At 72.2% G+C, this 22765-nt stretch carries 16 protein-coding genes; 6 read left to right on the plus strand and 10 right to left on the minus strand.

Going from position 1 to position 22765, the window contains the following annotated elements:
• Positions 1-1371, minus strand: a complete 1371-nt coding sequence (locus ACFWUZ_RS18815; protein WP_384373546.1) for a M16 family metallopeptidase — start codon at positions 1369-1371, stop codon at positions 1-3.
• A 305-nt stretch (positions 1372-1676) separates the two neighbouring features.
• Here ACFWUZ_RS18815 and ACFWUZ_RS18820 point away from each other — a divergent pair, with 305 nt between their 5' ends.
• Complete coding sequence (locus tag ACFWUZ_RS18820) at positions 1677-4133, plus strand: DNA topoisomerase (ATP-hydrolyzing) subunit A (protein ID WP_384373549.1); 2457 nt, start codon at positions 1677-1679, stop codon at positions 4131-4133.
• Positions 4134-4239: 106 nt separating this feature from the next.
• The gene (locus ACFWUZ_RS18825; protein ID WP_384373552.1) at positions 4240-6333 is read left to right on the plus strand and encodes a restriction endonuclease; all 2094 of its coding nucleotides are present in this window, start codon (positions 4240-4242) and stop codon (positions 6331-6333) included.
• Between the two features lie 87 nt (positions 6334-6420).
• Here the strand turns inward: ACFWUZ_RS18825 and ACFWUZ_RS18830 are convergent, their stop codons facing one another.
• The 3 genes from ACFWUZ_RS18830 to ACFWUZ_RS18840 all read right to left on the minus strand — a co-directional run bounded on the left by ACFWUZ_RS18830 (position 6421) and on the right by ACFWUZ_RS18840 (position 9380).
• On the minus strand, positions 6421-6963 hold the full coding sequence (locus ACFWUZ_RS18830) for a DapH/DapD/GlmU-related protein (protein WP_384373555.1): 543 nt from the start codon (positions 6961-6963) through the stop codon (positions 6421-6423).
• 65 nt (positions 6964-7028) lie between these two features.
• On the minus strand, positions 7029-8189 hold the full coding sequence (locus ACFWUZ_RS18835) for a CobW family GTP-binding protein (protein ID WP_384373558.1): 1161 nt from the start codon (positions 8187-8189) through the stop codon (positions 7029-7031).
• A 24-nt stretch (positions 8190-8213) separates the two neighbouring features.
• A complete protein-coding gene (locus tag ACFWUZ_RS18840) occupies positions 8214-9380 on the minus strand; it encodes a citrate synthase/methylcitrate synthase (protein ID WP_384373561.1) in 1167 nt (388 codons plus the stop codon).
• Between the two features lie 65 nt (positions 9381-9445).
• Between ACFWUZ_RS18840 and ACFWUZ_RS18845 the strand changes: the two genes are divergently transcribed.
• From ACFWUZ_RS18845 to ACFWUZ_RS18855, 3 genes are all read left to right on the plus strand, one after another.
• Complete coding sequence (locus ACFWUZ_RS18845; RefSeq protein ID WP_384373564.1) at positions 9446-10681, plus strand: citrate/2-methylcitrate synthase; 1236 nt, start codon at positions 9446-9448, stop codon at positions 10679-10681.
• Between the two features lie 511 nt (positions 10682-11192).
• A complete protein-coding gene (locus ACFWUZ_RS18850; protein ID WP_384373567.1) occupies positions 11193-12794 on the plus strand; it encodes an ATP-binding protein in 1602 nt (533 codons plus the stop codon).
• Positions 12791-13501, plus strand: a complete 711-nt coding sequence (locus ACFWUZ_RS18855) for a response regulator (protein WP_384373570.1) — start codon at positions 12791-12793, stop codon at positions 13499-13501. Before ACFWUZ_RS18850 ends, ACFWUZ_RS18855 begins: the two co-directional genes overlap by 4 nt.
• Positions 13502-13507: 6 nt before the next feature.
• On the opposite strand, the gene ACFWUZ_RS18860 is transcribed toward ACFWUZ_RS18855, so the two are convergent.
• The 3 genes from ACFWUZ_RS18860 to ACFWUZ_RS18870 form a co-directional block, all read right to left on the minus strand.
• Entirely contained in the window at positions 13508-15100 is a 1593-nt protein-coding gene (locus ACFWUZ_RS18860; RefSeq protein ID WP_384373572.1) for a cation acetate symporter, read from the minus strand.
• Positions 15097-15600, minus strand: coding sequence for a DUF485 domain-containing protein (locus ACFWUZ_RS18865; RefSeq protein ID WP_384373575.1), 504 nt, complete (start codon positions 15598-15600; stop codon positions 15097-15099). Before ACFWUZ_RS18865 ends, ACFWUZ_RS18860 begins: the two co-directional genes overlap by 4 nt.
• A 210-nt stretch (positions 15601-15810) precedes the next feature.
• Complete coding sequence (locus ACFWUZ_RS18870) at positions 15811-17931, minus strand: type IIA DNA topoisomerase subunit B (protein WP_384373578.1); 2121 nt, start codon at positions 17929-17931, stop codon at positions 15811-15813.
• Positions 17932-18377: 446 nt separating this feature from the next.
• On the opposite strand from ACFWUZ_RS18870, the gene ACFWUZ_RS18875 reads away from it, so the two are divergent.
• Positions 18378-18611 (plus strand): hypothetical protein, encoded by a 234-nt coding sequence (locus tag ACFWUZ_RS18875; protein ID WP_384373581.1) that lies wholly within the window; start codon positions 18378-18380, stop codon positions 18609-18611.
• A gap of 119 nt (positions 18612-18730) precedes the next feature.
• Here ACFWUZ_RS18875 and ACFWUZ_RS18880 read toward each other — a convergent pair whose 3' ends face one another.
• The 3 genes from ACFWUZ_RS18880 to ACFWUZ_RS18890 form a co-directional block, all read right to left on the minus strand.
• Positions 18731-19657, minus strand: a complete 927-nt coding sequence (locus ACFWUZ_RS18880; RefSeq protein WP_384373583.1) for a S1 family peptidase — start codon at positions 19655-19657, stop codon at positions 18731-18733.
• A gap of 99 nt (positions 19658-19756) precedes the next feature.
• Positions 19757-21337 (minus strand): RNA polymerase sigma factor, encoded by a 1581-nt coding sequence (locus ACFWUZ_RS18885; protein ID WP_384373586.1) that lies wholly within the window; start codon positions 21335-21337, stop codon positions 19757-19759.
• A 435-nt stretch (positions 21338-21772) separates the two neighbouring features.
• Entirely contained in the window at positions 21773-22660 is an 888-nt protein-coding gene (locus ACFWUZ_RS18890; protein ID WP_384373589.1) for a FadR/GntR family transcriptional regulator, read from the minus strand.
• Positions 22661-22765: the final 105 nt, after the last annotated feature.

Genomic DNA, 22765 nt, shown 5'->3' on the forward strand with positions numbered 1-22765 from the left:
TCACTGCTGCTCCGCCCCTTCGTTCTCAGTGTGCTCGGCGTGCTCGGCGTTCCCTGCGGCGTCCTCGCCGGTCGCGGCCAGCGGCTCGTACACGAGCACCGCCCGGTTGTCCGGGCGCAGCCGGGCCGCGGCCACGGCCTGCACCTCCTCGGCGGTGACGTCGAGGACGCGCTGGACGGCGGTCAGCGCCAGCTGCGGGTCACCGAACAGCACCGCGAAGCGGCACAGTTCGTCGGCGCGGCCGGCCACCGTGCTGAGCCGGTCCAGCCATTCCCGCTCCAGCTGCGCCTGGGCGCGCTCCATCTCCTCGGCCGTCGGGCCCTCGGCGGCGAAGCGCGCGAGCTCCTCGTCCACGGCCGCCTCGATGGTGGGGATCTCGACCCCGCTGGAGGTCTTGACGTCGAGCCAGCCCAGCGAGGGGGCGCCGGCCAGCCGCAGCATGCCGAAGCCGGCCGCGACGGCCGTCTGGTCGCGGCGTACCAGGCGGTTGTGGAGCAGCGAGGACTCGCCGCCGCCCAGGATCGTCAGCGCCACGTCGGCGGCGTCGCACTCGCGGGTGCCGTCGTGCGGGAGCCGGTAGGCGGCCATGAGCGCGCGCGCCGGAACCTCCTCGACGATCTCCTCGCGCAGCTGCTCCCCGATGATCTCGGGGAGGCCGCCGTCACGCGGCGGCTGCTTCCCGTCGTGCGCGGGGATGGTGCCGAAGTACTTCTCGACCCAGGCGAGCGTCCGCTCGGGGTCGATGTCGCCGACGACCGACAGCACCGCGTTGTTCGGCGCGTAGTACGTGCGGAAGAAGGCGCGCGCGTCCTCCAGCGAGGCGGCGTCCAGGTCGGCCATGGAGCCGATCGGGGTGTGGTGGTACGGGTGGCCCTCGGGGTACGCCAGGGCGGTCAGCTTCTCGAAGGCCGTGCCGTACGGGACGTTGTCGTACCGCTGGCGGCGCTCGTTCTTGACGACGTCGCGCTGGTTCTCCATGGACTCGTCGTCCAGGGCGGCCAGCAGCGAGCCCATCCGGTCCGCCTCCAGCCACAGGGCGAGCTCCAGCTGGTGGGTCGGCATGGTCTCGAAGTAGTTGGTGCGCTCGAAGCTGGTGGTGCCGTTGAGGGAGCCGCCCGCACCCTGGACCAGCTCGAAGTGCCCGTTGCCGGGTACGCTCGCCGAGCCCTGGAACATCAGGTGCTCGAAGAGGTGAGCCAGGCCGGTGCGTCCCTTGACTTCGTGGCGCGAGCCGACGTCGTACCAGAGGCAGACCGCGGCGACCGGGGTCAGGTGGTCCTCGGAAAGCACCACGCGCAGGCCGTTGGCCAGCCGGTGCTCGGTCGCTGTCAGGCCGCCGGAGCCGGCCTGAGCTGTGGCCGTGTGACCCATGGGCATGTGGTCCCTTCGATCGCGATGCAGAGATTTCTGTCAGACCTGCCACTGTATGCAAGCGCGTCGGCCACCGGATAAGTTCCCGGGTCACTCCCCCGGACTCCGTCCGGGGGACCCCCGGGGTCGGAGTCCGCGTTGTCGGTGCCTCGGGCCACAATGGTGGTCCGCGGCGGCCCGGTCGGACGCCCGCACCCCGGCGGACCCGCCGGACCGCCAGACCAGCCGGACCCGCCGGACCAGTCGGACCCGCAAGACCGCCAGACCCCAGCACATCCCTTTCTTGGTTAAGGAGCCGCGCAGCGATGGCCCGCCGCAGCACGAAGACCCCGCCGCCGGAGGATTTCGAGGAGAGGATCCTCGACATCGACGTCGTCGACGAAATGCAGGGCTCCTTCCTCGAGTACGCGTACTCGGTGATCTACTCCCGCGCCCTCCCCGACGCCCGGGACGGCATGAAGCCGGTGCACCGGCGCATCGTCTACCAGATGAACGAGATGGGCCTGCGCCCCGACCGCGGCTACGTGAAGTGCGCCCGCGTCGTGGGCGAGGTCATGGGCAAGCTCCACCCGCACGGGGACGCGTCCATCTACGACGCCCTCGTCCGCATGGCCCAGCCCTTCTCGATGCGGCTCCCGCTGGTCGACGGCCACGGCAACTTCGGTTCCCTCGGCAACGACGACCCGCCGGCCGCGATGCGTTACACCGAGTGCCGGATGGCCGACGCCACGTCGCTCATGACGGAGTCGATCGACGAGGACACCGTCGACTTCACCGCCAACTACGACGGCCAGGAACGGGAGCCGGTCGCCCTGCCCGCGGCGTACCCGAACCTGCTGGTCAACGGCGCCTCCGGGATCGCCGTCGGCATGGCCACCAACATGCCCCCGCACAACCTCGGCGAGGTCATCGCGGCCGCCCGCCACCTGATCCGCCACCCGCACGCGGACCTGGAAGCGCTGATGCGCTTCGTGCCGGGGCCCGACCTGCCCACCGGCGGCCGCATCGTGGGCCTGTCCGGGATCAAGGACGCGTACGAGAACGGCCGCGGCACCTTCAAGATCCGCGCGACGGTGGCCGTGGAGAACGTGACGGCGCGCCGCAAGGGCCTGGTCGTCACCGAACTGCCCTTCACGGTCGGCCCCGAGAAGGTCATCGCGAAGATCAAGGACCTGGTCGGCTCGAAGAAGCTCCAGGGCATCGCCGACGTCAAGGACCTCACCGACCGCTCGCACGGGCTGCGCCTGGTCATCGAGATCAAGAACGGCTTCCACCCCGAGGCCGTCCTGGAGCAGCTCTACAAGCTGACGCCGATGGAGGAGTCCTTCGGCATCAACAACGTGGCGCTGGTGGACGGGCAGCCGCTGACGCTGGGTCTCAAGGAGCTCCTGGAGGTCTACCTGGACCACCGCTTCGAGGTCGTCCGCCGGCGCAGCGAGTTCCGCCGTACCAAGCGCCGCGACCGGCTGCACCTGGTCGAGGGCCTGCTGGTGGCGCTCATCGACATCGACGAGGTCATCCGGCTCATCCGGGACAGCGAGAACTCGGCGCAGGCCAAGGCCCGGCTGATGGAGCGGTTCTCGCTGAGCGAGATCCAGACCCAGTACATCCTGGACACCCCGCTGCGCCGCCTCACCAAGTTCGACCGGATCGAGCTGGAGTCCGAGCGCGACCGGCTGACCGGCGAGATCGACGAACTGACCGGGATCCTGGAGTCCGACAGCGAACTGCGCAAGCTGGTCTCCGCGGAACTGGCGGCGGTGGCGAAGAAGTTCGGCACGGAGCGTCGTACGGTCCTGCTGGAGTCGGCGGGCACCGCGATCGCGGCGGTTCCGCTGGAGGTCGCGGACGACCCGTGCCGGGTGCTGCTGTCCTCGACCGGCCTGCTGGCCCGCACCGCGAACGGCGATCCGCTGCCGGAGGAGGAGGGCGGAGCACGGGCCCGGCACGACCTGGTCGTCTCGCAGGTCGCCGCCACCGCCCGGGCCGACGTGGGCGTGGTCACCTCCCTCGGGCGGCTGCTGCGCCTGTCGGTGATCGACCTGCCGCAGCTGCCGGACACGCACGCCGCGCCGAACCTGGCGGGCGGCGCCCCGGTCACGGAGTTCCTCTCCGCGCTGGAGCCGGACGAGAAGGTGGTCTGCCTGACCTCGCTGGACGAGTCCTCCCAGGGTCTGGCCCTGGGCACCGAGCAGGGCGTGGTCAAGCGCGTCGTGCCGGACTACCCGGCCAACAAGGAGGAGCTGGAGGTCATCACCCTCAAGGACGGCGACCGGATCGTCGGCGCCGTGGAGCTGCGCACGGGCGAGGAGGACCTGGTCTTCGTCACCGACGACGCCCAGCTGCTGCGCTACCCGGCGGGCCAGGTGCGCCCGCAGGGCCGCCCCGCGGGCGGCATGGCGGGCATCAAGCTCACCGGCGGCGCCAAGGTGATCCACTTCACGGCGGTGGACCCGGCGCGGGACGCGGTGGTGTTCACGGTGGCGGGCTCGCACGGGACGCTGGACGACTCCGTGCAGTCCGGGAAGCTGACCCCCTTCGACCAGTACCCGCGCAAGGGCCGTGCCACCGGCGGGGTGCGCTGCCAGCGCTTCCTCAAGGGTGAGGACGTGCTGGTGCTGGCCTGGACGGGGAACGCGCCGGTCCGCGCGGCGGCCGCGAACGGCGCCCCGGCCGAGCTGCCGGCCGTGGACCCGCGCCGTGACGGCTCGGGGACGGCGCTGCCCGCGTCGGTCGCGGCACTGGCGGGCGGCGCACTGTAGGAGTTCGTGGCCATTCGGGTGGTACGTCCGGGGGACGTACCACCCGAATGGCGACTAGTGTTTCCCCTCTTGGCACTGTCGGGTGGGGCGGGGAGACACAGAGCTGATGAGTCGTCGGCCGGGTGGATTGATCGGGGACTGGGCCGAGGCCCAGCGGCGGATGCAGCAGACGCAGCTGATCCAGCAGCGCGAGGCGGAACGCCGGCAGCGGGCGTACGAACGGGACGTGGCCCGGGGCCAGCGCGAGCAGCAGGCCGCCCACCGCCAGCACCGCGAGGCCGGGGCCCGGCGGCGCACCGAAGAGATCGAGGCGGAGGTCGCCGCCCTGCAGGGCCTGCTGGCCGCGGGCTGCCGGGCACCGGCCTTCCGTACGGCCGCGCTGGTCAGGTCCGAGCAGCTGGAGCCCTTCACCCCGGGGAACCTGGCGCATCCGGTGCCGATGCCCCGCATCGAGCAGTTCCAGCAGCAGGACTCCGGCTGGGGCTTCGGCGGGAACCGCCGGGCGCAGGCGGAGCGCGAGGCCCACGCCCGGTACACCCAGGCCTGGCAGACGGCGCACGCGGCGGAGGCCCGGCGGCAGCAGCAACTGGCGTCGTACCGGCAGCAGTACGACCGGTGGGCGGCGCAGCAGCTCGCCGGGATCCGGGCGCACAACGAAGGACTCACCGAGCTGGCCGGGGCGCTGCGCGGGGGTGACGCCGAGGCCGTGGTCGAGTACTTCTCGGCGGCGCTGTACGCCTCCACCGCCTGGCCCGAATCGCTGCCCCGGCAGGTCGCGGCCGCGTACGACCCGGGGGCGCGCGAGCTGGTGCTGGACTGGCAGCTGCCCGGGTTCCAGGTCGTCCCCGAGGTCAAGTCGGTGCGGTACATGCCGAGTACCGACCAGGACAAGGAGACGGCCCGCCCGGTCACCCAGCGGCGGGCGCTGTACCGGGACCTGCTGGCGCAGGTCGTGCTGCTGGTGGTGCGCGACCTGTACGCGGCGGACGAGTTCGGCGTTCTGGACTCGGTGGTGGTCAACGGCTTCGTGGACGACCACGACCCGGTGACGGGGCAGGAGGCGCAGATCGTCCTCGCCTCGGTGTCGGCGGCGCGGTCCGCGTTCGCCGGGCTGCGGCTGGAGCAGGTCAGTGCGGTGGACTGCCTGGTGGAGGGCCTGCGCGGGCAGCTCGCGGCGCGGCCCGACCAGCTGGCCGCGGTACGGCCCGGCCGCCGGCCCGGAGAGGTGGGCGGTGTCGTCAGCCACGGCGGGCACGCGGGCGGCGGCGAGGAGGAGCCGGACCTCTTCGAGATGGACCCGATCGCCTTCGAGAACCTGGTGGCGGAGCTCTTCCGGGCCATGGGCATGGAAGCGGTGACCACCCAGCGGTCGGGCGACGGCGGCGTCGACGTGGAGGCGCTGGACCCGGCCCCGATCCGGGGCGGCCGGATCGTGGTGCAGGTCAAGCGCTACCGCAACACCGTGCCGCCCACGGCGGTACGGGACCTGTACGGCACGGTCCAGGACAAGGGGGCGAACAAGGGGGTGCTGGTCACCACCGCGTCCTTCGGGCCCGGGTCGTACACCTTTGCCAACGGCAAGCCGCTGGAGTTGGTTCCCGGCGTCGAGCTGGTCCGGCTGCTGCACCAGTACGGGCTGCGGGGCCGCCTCGGCGGGGGTTCCGGCGCGGGTGTCCCGGCGCAGCGGGCGGCCGCACCCGAGCCCGCTCCGGCGGCCGGCCACAACGTGCTCGGCATGTCCTGGTCGGGCTCGGTGGCGCTGGACGTGTGCGCGCTCGTCTGCACGGGCAGCCGGGTGCTGAGCGAGGACCACTTCGTCTTCTACAACAACCCGCGGACCCCGGACGGTTCGGTGCGGGCCCGCCCGCATGCCGCACCCGACAAGGCCGCGCTGGAGGTCTCCTTCGAGGCCCTGCCGCGCGAGGCCGACCGCCTGGTCCTGGTGGCCGCCATCGACCCGGAGGCCGATCCGCACGCCGACCTGGCCGGTTTCACGCAGGCCCGGATCCGCCTCCTGGACGCCTCCGGCGCGGAGGCCGGGCAGCTGGAGGTCTCCGACGGCCGGGCCGGCGAGACGGCGCTGGTGCTCGGCTCCTTCCGGCGCCGGGCCAACGGCGACTGGGACTTCGTGATCGGTGGCAAGGGCTACCGGGGCGGCCTGGAGGACCTGCTGCGGGAGTACGGCGTCGAGGTGGCCTAGGCGAGCGGTCCAAGGGCGTGGGGCGCCGGGCCTCCGGCGGGGTCGGTGCTGCCGTGGCCGCTGCCCGGCGGGTCGCCGGTGAGGCCGTCACCACGTCCGGTGCACGGTCGCCTTGCTCCCGGTCACCAGGCTTGCGGGCGGAACGTCGTCGGCCACGACCGCACCGGCGGCGACCACGGCATCGCGGCCGATGGTGACGCCGGGCAGGATGGTGGCCCCGGCGCCGATCCACACGTTCTCCGCGACGTCGATCGGTGCGCCGGTGAGGTGGAGCCGCCGGTCCTCGGGATCGACCGGGTGGCCGCTGGTGATGAAGGTGACCCGCGGACCGATCATCACGCGCTCGCCGATCCGGATGCCGGCGTAGTCCAGGAAGGTGCAGTTCTGGTTGATGAACACGCGCTCGGCGAGGTCGAGGCGGAGGCCGTGGTCCGTGTAGAAGGGCGGATGGATCGTGACTCCCGCCGGCAGTGGCTTGCCGAGGATCTGTTCGAACAGTTCCGCCTTGCCCGCTTCGTCCTCGAACGGCAGGACGTTCAGGCGGGAGGTGAGCTCGGTGACCCGCCGGACCCTTTCGGCCATGGCCTGGAACTCGGCGCTGTGGATGCGCATGAGGCGGTCACTGGACATGCCGCGATCCTTTCTGGTGTACGGGTGACGGGCAGGACCCACCCGGATCGGTTTCAGGGGTGCCCTCAGGGGGTTGCCGCCTTCCCCCTGGCCGGAGCCGGGGCCCACGGCTCGGTCACCTGGAGCGCCGGGGCCCCGTCCGCGGCCGCCTCGTCGTCCTCGTCGCGCTGCGCGGGCCGGTCGACGTACCGCAGGACGCCCCACATGCTCTCGGGCCGCGCCTCCTGCGGGGCCGGCTCGCGGCAGGCCTCCAGCTCGGCGAGGAGTGCGGGGCGGTCGGTGCCCGAGCCGATCAGGACGAGCTGGGTCAGGCGGGCTTCGCCCCGCCCCCAGGGCTGCGGGGCGAAGCGGAGGAACCGGCCGACCGCCTGGACCTCGTACCGTTCCTGGTGCCCGGGGACGCCGAAGTAGACGTAGCCCTTGATCCGGTAGAGCCCGGCCGGGCGGCGGTCGAGGAAGTCGATGAACCGCCGGGGGCTGAGGGCCTGTTCGGACACGAACTCCGTGCTCTCGTAGGCCGCGTGCGCGTGGGCGCAGTTCCCGGGGCCGTGGCCGTGCCCCGGGTCCTGGTCCTGCGCGAGCAGGTCCTCGAAGGAGAGCTGGCCTCGGGTCTCCGTCCAGGGGCGGCGGTCGAAGAGCAGTTCCGGGTCGATCCGCCCGTGCTCGGTGCCCACGACCGGGATGCCGGGGCCGCAGAGCTCCGCGAGCCGTGCTTCGATGCGGGCCCGCTCGGCGACGTCCACCCGGTCGGTCTTGTTGAGTACCACCAGGTCCGCGACGGCGAGGTGGCGGTCGGTCTCCGGGTGCCGGGCCCGGGTGGCGTCGAACTCCGCGGCGTCCACGACCTGCACCATGCCGCCGTAGCGGACGTCCGGGTTCTCGCTGGCCATCAGCATGCGCACCATCTCCTGGGGCTCGGCCAGCCCGCTCGCCTCGATGACGATCACGTCGATCCGGTGGGCGGGGGCGGCGAGCTTCTCCAGGTACGCGTCCAGCTCGCTGCCGTCGACCGCGCAGCACAGGCAGCCGCCGCCGAGGGAGACCATCGAGTCGCCGACCTGGCCGGCCACGGACATCGCGTCGACCTCGATGGCGCCGAAGTCGTTGACCACGACTCCGATCCGGGTGCCTCCCCGGTTGCCGAGGAGGTGGTTGAGCACGGTGGTCTTGCCGGATCCGAGGAATCCGGCGAGGACGACGACGGGGATGGGCTGCCTGCTGTTCACCCGGTCGATCGTAGCCAGCCTCCGTCAGCCGAGGGGAGGTACCGGCTGCGGCGGGGTCGGGCCGGTGTACCGGGCGGCCGGACGGATGATCTTCGAGTCGGCGGCCTGTTCGAGGACGTTCGCGCCCCAGCCGACGACGCGGGCGGCGCAGAACGTCGGGGTGAACATCGCGCGCGGGATGCCGCACAGCTCCATGACCACCCCCGCGTAGAACTCCACGTTGGTGTGGAGTTCGCGGCCGGGCTTCAGCTCGGCGAGGATCTCCTCGACCTGGCGCTCGACCTCCACCGCGAAGTCCACGAGCGGTCCGCCGAACTGCCGGGCGATGTCGCGCAGCATGCGCGAGCGCGGGTCCTCCGTACGGTAGACGGGGTGCCCGAAGCCCATGATCCGCTCCCCCGCCAGGACGCGCCCGCGGATCCAGGGCCCGATCCGGTCCGTGGTGCCGATGGCGTCGAGGGTGTCCAGGGCCCGGCTGGGGGCGCCTCCGTGCAGAGGGCCGGAGAGCGCGCCGATCGCTCCGGTCAGGCAGGCCGCGACGTCGGCACCGGTGGAGGCGATCACACGGGCGGTGAAGGTGGAGGCGTTGAATCCGTGGTCGACGGTGGAGATCAGGTACCGCTCGACCGCGCGGGAGGTGACCGGGTCGGGTTCCTCGCCGGTCAGCATGTACAGGTAATTGGCTGCGTACGGGAGGTCCGCGCGAGGCTCGACCGGCTCCAGCCCCTGCCCCAGCCGGTGCAGTGCGGTGAGCAGGGTCGGTACGGCGGCGCAGGCGGCCATCGCGTCGTGGGCGCGGCGGCCGGGGTCGAGGTCGTAGACGGGGCGGAAGCCGGCGGAGGCGCCGAGCAGCGAGAGGGCGGTGCGCAGGCCCGCGAGGGGACCGGAGAGGGCGGTGGCGCGGGCGAGGGCGGGCAGGGCGTCGCGCACCTCGTCGGGCAGTCTGCGCAGCGGGGCGGTCTCGGCGGTGAATGCGGCCCGCCCGGCGGCGTCGGCGGGCAGCACCCCGCGGAACATCAGGTGCCAGACGTCTTCGAAGGTGCGGCTGCCGGCGAGCTCGACGGCCGAGTACTGGCGGTAGTGGTAGAAGCCCTCCCGGCCCCTGACGTCGCCCAGTTCGGTCTCGGTGACCACGACTCCCGCGAGTCCGCGGGGTACTTCCACGCTGGTGTTCATGGATTGACCATCCATGATGCATTCAATCGATGTCAATATTGATTGAATCAATCTCAACGCTTCTCTGTAAGGTGTCCGATATGGATGAGCAGACGGAGGCCGGCCGCCGGATCGGCACCCAGGAGGCGGCCCGGCTGCTGGGGGTGAAGCCGGCGACCGTGTACGCGTACGTCAGCCGCGGCCAGCTCACCAGGCGCCGCGAGGCCGTCGGACGCGGCAGCAGCTTCGACGCCGCCGAGGTGGAGGCACTGGCCCGGCGGAGCAGGCGCGAGGCGGCGGCGGCGCCCCCCGGGGACCTCGCGGTGCGGACCTCGCTCACGCTCATCGAGCCCGACCGGTACTACTTCCGGGGCGTGGACGCCGTGGAGCTGGCCTCCCGGTACCCGTACGAGGAGGTCGCCGAGTGGCTGTGGACGGGAACCCTGCCGCACGGTGCACGGTTCACCGCTCCCCCCGAGGCCCTGGTCGCCGCCCGGCGGGCCGTGGCCGCCCTGCCCGCGCACAGCGGTCCGCTCGACCGGCTCCGGGTGGCGGTCGCCGCTGCCGCCGTGGCGGATCCGCTGCGCTTCGACCTGTCCGAGGGGGCGGTCCTCGGTTCCGCCCGCTGCCTGATCCCCACCCTGGTCGGCGCCCTGCCCGAGGTGGGCCCGGCGGACCCGGGTGACGGGCTGCTGGCCCGGCAGCTGTGGTCGCGCCTGACCCCGCGGGAGCCGGACGAGCAGGCGCTGCGCGTGCTCGATCTGGCGCTGGCCCTGCTGGCCGACCACGACCTGGCGGCCTCGACCCTGGCCGTGCGGCTGGCGGCTTCGGCGCGGGCCCACCCGTACGCGGCGGTCTCGGCCGGGCTCGGCGCGCTGGAGGGGCCCCTGCACGGCGCGGCCGGGCGGCTCGCCCACCGGATGCTGGCGGAGGTGCTGGAGCGGGGCGGGGCCGCGCCCGTGGTCGCCGACCACCTGCGGGCGGGCAGGCCGGTGCCGGGACTCGGCCACCGGCTGTACCGGGGCGAGGATCCGCGGGCGACGGCGCTGTTCGCCCGGCTGGACGGCCTCGCCCAGGCCGGCCCGGCGCTGGCGGCGGCGCGCGGGGTGGCCGCGGTGATGGCCCGGCAGGGCGGGCTGCACGCCAACGTGGACCTGGCGCTGGCGGTGCTGACCGTGTCCTGCGGGATGCCCGCGGAGGCCGGGGAGACGGTCTTCGCGGTGGCCCGGACCGCGGGCTGGATCGCCCACGCGCTGGAGGAGTACCAGGAACGGCCGCTGCGGATGCGGCCGAGCGGGCAGTACCAGGGGCCCCGCCCGCCTCAGCCCCTGCCGTGACGGGCGCACCCGGTCCGAGGCCCCGCCCGCGGCGCCCGGTGCCTGGCGCTCCGCCGGGGGGAACGGTCCGGCTGCGGCGTCGGGTCCGCAGCCGGACCGCCGTGTCCTGCGGGAGCAGCCCCGCGCCCTCCGGGGCGGAACTGCCCAGCAGGAGTTCCGCCCGGCCCGGCAGCGGAACCGGGTCCGGCGACAGGTCGACCACGCAGAGCAGCCCGTCCGGGCGGGCGAACGACGGCACCCGGCGGCGCCGGCCACTTCGGCGAGCCGCCGCCCTCGCGCCTGAGGACGTCCAGGATCGTGACGTTCCGGTACATCTTCATGAACTCTGCCACGTCCTCCTTCCGCTCCTTCAGCCCGGCCGCCTTGACCGCGGGCGGCATGCAGTCGATGGACAGGGTGACCTCGGCCTTCTGGTCGGGCGGGGTGGAGGCGCCGGCGGAACCGCCGCCGGCCGGAGGATTCCGCTTGGGCCGGAACCGACCTACCGTTGCTCCTCATGCGGTTCCTCCTCATGAGCGCTCGGCGCCTCGGGCTGCCCAGGCGGGCCGTCTCCCAGATCCTCCTGACCCAGCTGGCCATCGCCGCGGGCGTCGCCGTGCTGGCCACGGGGCTCTTCCTGGCGCCGCTGAGCGCGCAGCTCGACGACCAGGCGATGCGGCGGGCGCTGGCCATCGCGCAGAGCGCGGCCTCCGACCCCTCGCTGGCCGCCGGGGTACTGGCTTCGGGGGCCTCCGCGGACAGCCCGGTCCAGGCCTCCGCCGAACGGATCCGCCGGGCCACCGGGGCCGAGTACGTGGTCGTCCTCGACCTCGGCGGGATCCGCCGCTCGCATCCCGCCACCGACCGGATCGGGCTGCCCGTCTCCACCGACCCGAGCGACGCCCTGGCCGGCCGCGAGGTCATGGAGATCGACGAGGGGACGCTGGGCCGCTCCGCCCGCGGCAAGGTCCCGCTCGTCGCCGCCGACGGCGAGATCATCGGCGCCGTCTCCGTCGGGATCGCCTACGACAGCGTGCGCGACCGGCTGCTCGGCGCCATCCCGGGGATGCTCGCCTACGCGGGCGGAGCCCTCGCGGCGGGTGCGCTGGCCGCCTACCTGGTGTCCCGCCGGATCCAGCGGCAGACCCGGGATCTGGCCTTCTCCGATATCGCCGGCCTCCTCGCCGAACGCGAGGCGATGCTGCACTCCGTCCGCGAAGGCGTCATCGCCCTCGACCGGACCGGCCGTGTCCGGCTCGTCAACGACGAGGCCGCCCGGCTGCTGGGCCTCGCCCCGGACTCCCCCGCGACGCTCGCGGGGCGCCCGCTGGACGACGTACTCGGTGCGGGCCGCACCACCGACGTACTGGCCGGCCGCGTCACCGGCCGCGACCTGCTCACGGTCCAGGGCGAGCGGGTCCTGGTCGCGAACCGGATGCCCACCGAGGACGGCGGTGCCGTGGCCACCCTGCGCGACCGCACCGAGCTGGAGCACCTGAGCCGCGAGCTCGACTCCACCCGGGGCCTGATCGACGCCCTGCGCGCCCAGGACCACGAGCACGCCAACCGCCTCCACACCCTCCTCGGCCTGCTGGAGCTGGGCCTGCACGAGGAGGCGATGGAATTCGTGACCGAGGTCGCCGGCGTCCACCGCACCACCGCCGAACAGGTCACGGAGAAGGTCCACGACCCGCTGCTGGCCGCCCTGCTGGTCGGCAAGGCGACCGTAGCCGCCGAACGGGGCGTCCCCCTGCGGCTGGCCGGGACCACCCTCCTCCCCGACCGTCTCGTGGACCCGGGCGGCTGCGTGACGATCGTCGGAAACCTGGTGGACAACGCCCTGGACGCGGCCGCCGGTTCGGCCGCGCCCCTGGTCGAGGTCGAACTGCGCGCGGAGGGCCGCACGGCCGTCCTGCGGGTGCGCGACAGCGGGCCCGGCGTCCCCGCCGAGCGCCGCGAGGACATCTTCACGGAGGGCTGGTCGACCAAGCAGCCCGAGGCCCACCGCGAGCGCGGCCTGGGTCTCGCCCTCGTACGCCGTCTCGCGGAACGGCAGGGCGGTACCGCCCTGGCCGGTGAAGCAGCGGACGGAGGGGCGGAGTTCTCCGTCGTCCTCCCGGAGGCCCTGCGGTGAACGGGACCCCGAGCCGTGTCCTGGACGTACTGGTCGTCGACGACGACGTGCGCGTCGCCCGGATCAACGCGGCGTACGTGGCGAAGGTTCCCGGCTTCCGGGTGGCGGCGCAGGCCCATTCGGCGGCCGAGGCCCTCGGCTTCCTCACCGCCCACCCGGTGGACCTGGTCCTCCTCGACCACTACCTCCCGGACGAGAACGGCCTGGACCTGGTCCGCCGCCTGCGCCAGCTCGGCCACCGCACCGACGTGATCATGGTCACCGCCGCCCGCGACCTGGCGACCGTCCAGGCGGCCATGCGCCTGGGCGCCCTCCAGTACCTGGTCAAGCCCTTCACCTTCGCCGGCCTGCGGGCCCGGCTGGAGGCCTACGGGGCCCTGCGCCGCACCCTGGAGACCGGCGGCGAGGCGGAGCAGTCCGAGGTGGACCGCATCTTCGGCACGCTCGCCGCGGCCGGCACCCCCAACGAGCTTCCCAAGGGGCACTCCCCCACCACCGCCGACCTGGTGCGCCAGGTCCTGCGCGCTGCCCCGGGGCCGCTCTCCACCCAGCAGGTCGCCGACCGGGCGGGGATCAGCCGGCAGACCGCCCAGCGCTACCTGAAACTCCTCGAACGGTCCGGCCGCGTGACGCTCGCCCTCCGCTACGGCGAGACAGGCCGCCCCGAGCACCGCTACACCTGGCTCCCCTCCGAGGGCGCTCCCTGAGGGGGCTCAGACCGCCCCGGCGCCCGTGAGGGAACGGACCTCCGTCTCCGCGTGCTTCGCCCGGTCCGGTTCCTCGCCGGAGGTGACCGTGCCCAGCCAGCCCGCCAGGAAGCCCAGCGGAATCGAGACGAGGCCCGGGTTCTGGAGCGGGAAGAGCTGGAAGTCGACGCCCGGGAAGAACGCGTCGGGGCTGCCGGAGACCACCGGCGAGAGCACGACCAGGACCAGCGCCGGAAGCAGCCCCCCGTACACCGACCAGACCGCGCCCCGGGTCGTGAAGCCGCGCCAGAACAGCGAGTACAGCAGCACCGGCAGGTTCGCCGACGCGGCCACGGCGAAGGCCAGCCCCACCAGGAAGGCCACGTTGAGGTCCTGGGCGAACAGCCCCAGGGCGATCGCCACGGCTCCGACACCGACGGCCGCGACCCGGGCCACCGCGACCTCGCTGCGCTGCCGGGCCCTGCGGCGCTTGAGGGAGGCGTACAGGTCGTGGGCGACGGAGGCCGAGGAGGCCAGGGTGATCCCGGCGACCACGGCGAGGATGGTCGCGAAGGCGATGGCGGCCACGAAGGCGAACAGCACCGTGCCCCCGGTGGAGCCCGCGCCCCCGCCCAGGTGGGCGGCGAGCAGCGGTACGGCCGTGTTCCCCGAGGCGTTGGAGGCCCGGACCTCCCCGGGTCCCACCAGGGCGGCCGCGCCGAAGCCCAGCACGATCGTCATCAGGTAGAAGCCGCCGATCAGCGCGATCGCCCAGACCACCGAGCGGCGGGCGGCCCGCGCCGTGGGCACCGTGTAGAAGCGCGACAGGATGTGCGGCAGCCCTGCGGTCCCGAGGACGAGTGCGAGACCGAGGCTCATGAAGTCCAAGCGGGCCGTCCAGTCCCCGCCGTACTTGAGACCGGGGCTCAGGAACCGCACCCCGTGCCCGCTGCGGTCGGCCGCGGTGGTGAGCAGCTGGTCGAAGTTTCCGTGGAAGCGGAGCAGCACGAGCACGGTGAGGGTGATCGCCCCGCCCATCAGCAGGACGGCCTTCACGATCTGGATCCAGGTGGTGGCCCGCATCCCGCCGAAGGTCACGTAGACCACCATCAGGGCGCCGACCCCGATCACGGTCAGCGTGCGGGCCGTGGCGCTCGAACTGCCGAGCAGCAGCCCGACCAGGCTGCCCGCGCCGACCATCTGCGCGACGAGGTACAGCACCGAGACGACCACCGAGGCGCTGCCGGCCGCGATCCGTACCGGTCGCTCGCTCATCCGGGCGGCGACCACGTCGGCGAGGGTGAAGCGCCCGCAGTTGCGGACCAGTTCGGCCACCAGGAACAGCACCACCAGCCAGGCGACGAGGAAACCCACGGAGTACAGCAGGCCGTCGTAGCCGAAGAGGGCGATGAGGCCCGAGATGCCGAGGAAGGAAGCGGCCGACATGTAGTCGCCCGCGATGGCGAAACCGTTCTCCATGGGGGAGAAAAGCCGCCCGCCCGCGTAGAACTCCTCCGCCGAGCCGTGCCGGTTGCGGCTGACCCAGGTGGTGATGCCGAGGGTGACGGCGATGAAGAGGCTGAAGAGGATCAGCGCGAGGGTCTGGTGCTCGGTGGTCACCGGCCGTCCCCCCTGGTGGACCGGGACCGCTGTCCGGCATCCGTCCGGCGGACCTGCTCCTGCTCGTAGACGGTCCAGCGCAGGTCCAGGGCGGCACGGTCCCGGCGCAGGCGCGCGTGCCGGACGTACGCCCAGGTCAGCAGGAAGGTGCTGAGGAACTGGCCGAGCCCCGCCAGCAGGGCCACGTTGACCGCGCCGAACACCGGCCGGGCCATCAGGCCGGGCGCCGCGGTGGCGGCGACCACGTAGGCGACGTACCAGAGGAGGAATCCGGCGGTCGCGGGGACGACGAACCTGCGGTAGCGGCTGCGGACCTCCTGGAAGGCGGCGCTGCGCTGCACTTCCAGGTAGATGTCGGACGCACCGGGTGCGGGCCGGCTGCCGGGGGCCGGGGGCGTCGGGGACGCTTCCTCCCCCTCACCCCAGCCGACGGCGAGCGCGTCGTACCAGGGGTCGGTCAGCCGGATCGTTCCGGCATCGGGACCTTCGTGCTTGTCCACCGAACTCTCCTTGTCCGCCGCCGCATTGGCCGCGTGCCCACAAGGATGTGCGGAATGGACGGTTTCCGGACTGGTGTCCCGGTGCTCTTCACTCCATCAGGTGATGGAGTGAAGGGCACCGGTGTGCCGTCGCACCGTCCCGTGGCAGCGGGGACGCCTGCCGCGGTCCGCTCAGCGGTCCTCCCCGGGGCCGGGGAGGACCGCTTCCGGTCAGGCGTCGATGCGCGAGCGGTCCAAGGTGGCCGCGGAGCTGGTGATGAACTCCTTGCGCGGGGCCACCTCGTTGCCCATGAGCAGGTCGAAAACCTGCTCGGCCGAGTCCAGGTCGCCGATGTTGATCCGGCGCAGGGTCCGGAACCGGGGGTCCATGGTGGTCTCCGCGAGCTGGTCCGCGTCCATCTCGCCGAGGCCCTTGTAGCGCTGGATCGAGTCCTTGTAGCGGATGTTCTTGCGCTGGTACTCCAGCAGGGTCTGGCGCAGCTCGCCGTCCGAGTACGTGTACACGTACTTGTCCTGGCCCTTCTTCGGCTGGACCAGCTCGATCCGGTGCAGCGGCGGTACGGCCGCGAAGACCCGCCCGGCCTCGACCATCGGGCGCATGTACCGCTGGAAGAGCGTCAGCAGCAGGCAGCGGATGTGCGCGCCGTCCACGTCGGCGTCGACGAGCAGGACGATCTTCCCGTAACGCGCGGCGTCGATGTCGAAGGTCCGGCCCGAGCCGGCTCCTATGACCTGGATGATCGCCCCGCACTCGGTGTTCTTGAGCATGTCCGACACCGAGGACTTCTGGACGTTGAGGATCTTGCCGCGGATGGGCAGGAGTGCCTGGAACTCGGAGTTGCGGGCGAGCTTGGCCGTACCGAGGGCGGAGTCTCCCTCGACGATGAAGAGCTCGCTGCGGTCCACGTCGTCACTGCGGCAGTCGGCCAGCTTGGCGGGCAGCGAGGAGGACTCCAGCGCGGTCTTGCGACGCTGCGCCTCCTTGTGCTGGCGGGCCGCGATCCGGGTCCGGGCCGCCGCGACGATCTTCTCCATCACGGCGCGGGCCTGCTGCTTGTCGTCGCGCTTGGTCGAGGTCAGGAAGGCCTTGAGTTCCTTCGCGACGACGGCGGAGACGATCCGGGTGGCCGCCGAGGTGCCGAGGACCTCCTTGGTCTGGCCCTCGAACTGCGGCTCGGCGAGACGGACGGTGACGACGGCCGTCATGCCCTCCATCGCGTCGTCCTTGACCACGTCGTCCTCGGCGACGCGCAGCAGCTTGGCCGAGCGCAGCACCTCGTTCACGGTCTTGGTGACCGAGCGCTCGAAGCCGGAGACGTGGGTTCCGCCCTTGGGGGTGGCGATGATGTTCACGAAGGACTTGACGCTGGTCTCGTACCCCGTGCCCCAGCGCAGGGCGATGTCCACGCCGAGTTCGCGGGTGACCTCGGTGGGGGTCATGTGGCCGCGCTCGTCGAGGACCGGGACGGTCTCCTTGAAGGTGCCCGTGCCGCTCAGGCGCTGCACGTCGCAGACGGCCTTGTCCTGGGTGAGGTACTCGCAGAACTCGCTGATGCCCCCGTCGAAGCGGAAGGTCTCCTCGGTCTTCCCGGCGCCGTCGATGCCCCGCTCGTCACGGACGACCAGGGTCAGCCCGGGAACGAGGAAGGCCGTCTGGCGGGCGCGCTGGTAGAGCGTCTCCAGGTTGAGCCGGGCGTCCTTGAGGAAGATCTGGCGGTCGGCCCAGTAGCGGATGCGGGTGCCGGTGCGGCCCTTGGGCACGCGCTTGACCTTGCGCAGGCCGTTGGCGGGGTCGAAGGGGCTGTCGGGGCCCTGCTCGGTGAACATCCCGGGGACGCCGCGGCGGAAGCTGATGGCGTGCGCCGCGCTGTTGCGGTCGACCTCGACGTCCAGACGGGCGGAGAGGGCGTTGACCACGGAGGCGCCGACGCCGTGCAGGCCGCCGGAGGCCGCGTACGAGCCTCCGCCGAACTTGCCGCCGGCGTGCAGCTTGGTCATGACGACCTCGACGCCCGACAGCCCGGTCTTGGGCTCGACGTCGACGGGGATGCCGCGGCCGTTGTCCCGGACCTCGACGGAGGCGTCCTCGTGGAGGATCACCTCGATGTGATCACAGTAGCCGCCCAGGGCCTCGTCGACTGAATTGTCGATGATCTCCCAGAGGCAGTGCATCAGGCCTCGGCTGTCGGTGGAACCGATATACATGCCGGGGCGCTTGCGGACGGCCTCGAGGCCTTCGAGGACGAGCAGGTGCCGCGCGGTGTAGTTGGAACCGTCCCGGTCTGCTCCGGACAGCAGCGCGCTGGAAGGCACGGACGTGTCGGCGGTCACGCAGTTCGCTCCTCGCTGAATTTCTTTTCTGGCCCGGTCGGGCGCAGGGGTGGCTCGGGTGCCCGTCGAAGGGTACCGAGGCCTGGTAGAGCCGATGCAACGCCACCCTCGCGGTTCATCAGCCTAGTGCAGATCCGTACGGATGTTCGATCGCCCGGGGGAGTGAAGGAAACATCACGTTCCCTTCCAGGCATGAACCATTTAGGGTTCGGGCACGTCCTCATGAACAACCTGGCAGCCAGCTGGGGGAGGATGGAACTGCAACAAGCGAACGACTGACAACGCGAAACCGTAAAGCAACGCAATACGGCTCCTTCGCCGCCAACCGGCAACAGCCGGCCAGCTTCGGAAGGAAGTTTCGAGGAAAAGCCGCGAGCGGGAACGTTTTCGGCCTGGTTGGATGTTGACCCTGGTACGACAGCTCGTCGAGCTAGAGAAGAGGCGACGTGACTACTGTTCTGACACCCGCGACCCCGCTGACGGCCGCTGACCGATGCGACCGTTGCGGCGCCCAGGCATATCTGCGCGTCGTCCTGCTGAGCGGCGGTGAACTGCTCTTCTGCGCCCACCACGGGCGCAAGTTCGAGCCGGAACTCAAGAAGATCGCCGCGGAAATACAGGATGAGACCGAGCGGCTCACGTCCGCTCCGGCAGCCGCTGCCGAACCCGAGGACCGCTGACACAGGCCTATCCCTCGCATCCGACGAGCCAGGACCGGCCAGGCCGGTCGACGGGCGGCTCCCCTGAGACCCAGGGGAGCCGCCCGTCCTCATGTCCGCCGTCCGCGTGCGGACGGTCGCTAAGGCGTGCGATGCCCCTGCGCGGGCCATCCTCGCGGCCCGGAGGCCCCCGCAGCCCCGGGTGCGTCTTCCCGGACCTCCTGCGTGTGCGGGGCCGTCTCCGGCCCCGTCACGAAGTCCGCCAGCGGCGCGATGCGCGTGTACACCCCCGGACTGTCGGCCCGCCCGCAGCCGCGGCCCCACGACACCAGGCCGATGAGCCTCCCCTGGGCGACGAGCGGCCCCCCGCTGTCCCCCTGGCAGGCGTCCTTGCCGCCCCCGCCGTGCCCCGCGCACACCATGGACTCGGCGCGGTACTGCCCGTCGGAGTCCCCCGGGTAGGCCCGGCCGCAGACCTCGTCCGCCAGGACGGTCACCCGTGCCGCACGCAGTGCGTACGCATAGTCACCAAAGCCGCTCGTGTCGCCCCAGCCGTACACGGCCGCCTCCGTGCCCGGGGCGTAGCCGGGGTGGCCCTCCCCCGCCATCGGCAGGACGTAGGCGGCGGGAACGGCCTCGTCCAGCTCCAGTACGGCGAGGTCCCCGGCATTGCTCCGCGGGTCGTAGGCCGGGTTCACCCGGGCCGCGCGCACCGGGATCTCGCGTCCGTCGGACGCGCGCAGCTCGGTACGGCCGGCGATCACGCGGAAGTCGGGGACGGACTCGACCGGGCCGCCCAGCACCTGGGGGGCGAGGCAGTGGGCCGCGGTGAGGACCTTGGTCGGGGTCACGATCACACCCCCGCAGAACTGTCCGCCCCGCGTACCCCCGAACCGGTCACGGCTGGCGAGGGCCACGACCCAGGGGCTGTCGGCCACCTTCACCGGCTTTCCGCCGATCACCACGCTGTCCGCTGCCGCCTGCGGCAGCTGGGCCAGCGGCGCCGCGGCCGCCCCCGCCACCAAGGTCAGCGCGCCCGCCAGGACACGGGCAAAGGGACGACGCATGAGGCCTCCTGACTCCGAGTGTGCATGACTCCACCCAGAGTGGGATGCCCGGTGGCCGTGCGCACCCGCGCACGGCCACCGTCGACGTCCCCGGGCCGGTCAGTCCAGGTAGTCGCGCAGGACCTGGGAACGGGACGGGTGCCGCAGCTTCGACATCGTCTTCGACTCGATCTGACGGATCCGCTCGCGCGTGACGCCGTAGACCTTGCCGATCTCGTCGAGGGTCTTCGGCTGGCCGTCCGTGAGGCCGAAGCGCATCGAGACCACGCCGGCCTCGCGCTCGCTCAGCGTGTCGAGCACCGAGTGCAGCTGCTCCTGCAGGAGCGTGAAGCTCACGGCGTCGGCGGGGACCACGGCCTCGGAGTCCTCGATGAGGTCACCGAACTCGCTGTCGCCGTCCTCGCCGAGCGGCGTGTGCAGGGAGATCGGCTCACGGCCGTACTTCTGGACCTCGATGACCTTCTCGGGGGTCATGTCGAGTTCCTTGGCCAGCTCCTCCGGGGTGGGCTCGCGGCCCAGGTCCTGGAGCATCTGGCGCTGCACGCGGGCGAGCTTGTTGATGACCTCGACCATGTGCACCGGGATGCGGATGGTGCGGGCCTGGTCGGCCATGGCGCGGGTGATCGCCTGCCGGATCCACCAGGTCGCGTACGTGGAGAACTTGTAGCCCTTGGTGTAGTCGAACTTCTCGACCGCGCGGATCAGACCCAGGTTGCCCTCCTGGATCAGGTCCAGGAAGAGCATGCCGCGGCCCGTGTAGCGCTTGGCGAGGGAGACCACGAGGCGGAGGTTGGCCTCCAGCAGGTGGTTCTTGGCGCGGCGGCCGTCCTCGGCGATGATCTCCAGTTCGCGCTTGAGCTTCGGCGCGAGCTTGTCGGAGTTCGCCAGCTTGTCCTCGGCGAAGAGGCCCGCCTCGATGCGCTTGGCGAGCTCGACCTCCTGCTCGGCGTTGAGGAGCGGGACCTTGCCGATCTGCTTGAGGTAGTCCTTGACGGGGTCGGCGGTGGCGCCGGCGACGACGACCTGCTGGGCGGGGGCGTCGTCCTCGTCGTCGGAGATGACGAAGCCCTTGTTCTCTCCGCCTTCCTCCTCCTCGTCGCCCTCGGCCTTCGCCGCGTCCGGACCCTCTTCCGGGGTCTCGTCGTCGCCCTCGTCGGAGTCCTTCTTGGCGGCGGTCTTCTTCGCCGCGGTCTTCTTGGCGGCGGTCTTCCTGGCGGGCGCGGCCTTCTTCGCCGCCGTCTTCTTCGCGGCGGCCTTCTTGGCAGGAGGCTCGGTCGCGGTCTCGTCCGCGAGAGCGTTCGCGGCGTCCGGGTCCGCCGTCCCGGCCGCCGGGGGCTCCGCGGAGGTGGTGGCGGCCGGCTGGGCCGCCGTCGTCTTCGCCGTGACGGTCTTCGTGGCCGTCCGCTTGGCGGGGCTCTTGGCTGCGACGCTCTTGCGGGTGGTGCGCTTGGGCGACTCCGCGGCACTGACCATCAGCGTCACACCCTCTTCCTCGAGGATCTGGTTGAGGCTGCGCAGAACATTCTTCCACTGGGTCGCAGGAATCTGGTCAGCCTCGAAGGCCCGACGCACGTCATCGCCGGCGATCTGCCCCTCGGCCTTGCCCCGCTCGATGAGCGCCATCACAGACTCGGAATCGGCGATCTCCGGCGGGAGCGTACGGGATGTGCTGGCCGACACGAACAACCTCTCGGAACGATGGGAACGGCTTCCGACCCCGGGCCTGGTGGTGCTGGACCGGAGCCGACGACCACCGACTGGGGATGGGCCGGGGGCGCGGGCAGGGGCCGGGGAGCTGCACAGCACCCGCAAGGGCTGCTGTCTTCCCTCCGTCGGCCATCACCTCTTGAGTCATCGCGTGACCTCGCGGAGCGTTACGCCCAATCTTCGTGGCCCGAGTCACACCCCGTATCCGCCGATGCCCGTGATAGGGCCATACGTGTGGTTCCGTCGCCGCCGGGCGTCCGGCCGGGGGCGGCTCGGCGGCGGCCCGGCCGCGGACCCCGAGGGGGCGAGCGGTCCGCATGCGGCGTCCGGCTCAGCACGCCGGTGTCGCCGGACCCGACCGGGCCCGGCGACGTGTCGTGCACCCCCGCTCCCCCGCGCGTCCGCCTGTCAGTGCTCGCGCGGGGCCGGGACCACGCGCTCGACCTCCGGATGCACCGTCAGCAGCTGGCGCATGGCGTTCTCCGCGCCCAGGGCGTCACCGGCGGCGACGGCCTCGACCATCCGCGCGTGGTGGGCGACGCAGGTCTCACTCGGGCGGTCGCACGAGGTGATCGGGCTGCCGGAGACCTGGAGCGCGGCGGAGACGATGCCGGACAGGTGCTCCAGCATGCGGTTGCCCGCGGCCTGGATGAGGAGCGCGTGGAACTCGTTGTCGGCCCGCGCGAAGGTGATCGCGTCACCCTGGCCGAGGGCGTGGCCCATGATCTCGACCATGTCCGCGAGGCGCTGCTGGATGTCCGGGCGGCCGTGGCCGGCGGCGAGACGGGCGGCGAGCGGTTCGATGGTCCAGCGGAGCTCTCCCAGTTCGCGGCGCTGGTCGTCGCGCAGTGGGCCGAAGGCGCGCCACTCGATGATGTCGGGGTCGAGCAGGTTCCAGTCGGCGACGGGCCTCACCCGGGTGCCGACGTTGGGGCGGGCGCTGACGAGGCCCTTGGCCTCCAGCACCCGCAGCGATTCGCGGACGACGGTGCGGGAGACCTCGAAGCGCTGGCCGATCTCCTCGGGCACCAGCGGGCGGTCCGCGCCGAGGTCTCCGGAGACGATCATCTGGCCGAGCTGCTGGACGAGTTGGCCGTGCAGTCCGCGGCCGCGGCTGCCGGCGGCGCGGCGGCCGACCCGGCTCAACTCCACATCGGCGCCGTCCCAGTGCGGCGCTCCCACCCGGTCGGACCCGGGGGTCTCCGCGTACGGGTAGCGGTCGAGTTCGCCCGGGCCGGCGAGGCCGGAGTCGGCGTGGCGGGCGGCGGTCATCATGGTGTGCGCAAGGGTACTCACGAATCCTTTGTCGGCCGTGCTTCCACGACCCTTGAGGTCTTTGGTGAAAAGCACACGAAAGGGTGATCGGTGCCACCTACGCAATTGACGCCTTATCGTAAAGAA

This window comes from Streptomyces sp. NPDC058646, assembly GCF_042716875.1.
Classification (GTDB): Bacteria; Actinomycetota; Actinomycetes; order Streptomycetales; family Streptomycetaceae; genus Streptomyces.

Coding starts and splice junctions, on each gene's coding strand:
- ACFWUZ_RS18815 (WP_384373546.1), bottom strand. CDS start 1,371: ATGGGTCACACGGCCACAGCTCAGGCCGGCTCCGGCGGCCTGACAGCG.
- ACFWUZ_RS18820 (WP_384373549.1), top strand. CDS start 1,677: ATGGCCCGCCGCAGCACGAAGACCCCGCCGCCGGAGGATTTCGAGGAG.
- ACFWUZ_RS18825 (WP_384373552.1), top strand. CDS start 4,240: ATGAGTCGTCGGCCGGGTGGATTGATCGGGGACTGGGCCGAGGCCCAG.
- ACFWUZ_RS18830 (WP_384373555.1), bottom strand. CDS start 6,963: ATGTCCAGTGACCGCCTCATGCGCATCCACAGCGCCGAGTTCCAGGCC.
- ACFWUZ_RS18840 (WP_384373561.1), bottom strand. CDS start 9,380: ATGGATGGTCAATCCATGAACACCAGCGTGGAAGTACCCCGCGGACTC.
- ACFWUZ_RS18845 (WP_384373564.1), top strand. CDS start 9,446: ATGGATGAGCAGACGGAGGCCGGCCGCCGGATCGGCACCCAGGAGGCG.
- ACFWUZ_RS18850 (WP_384373567.1), top strand. CDS start 11,193: ATGAGCGCTCGGCGCCTCGGGCTGCCCAGGCGGGCCGTCTCCCAGATC.
- ACFWUZ_RS18880 (WP_384373583.1), bottom strand. CDS start 19,657: ATGCGTCGTCCCTTTGCCCGTGTCCTGGCGGGCGCGCTGACCTTGGTG.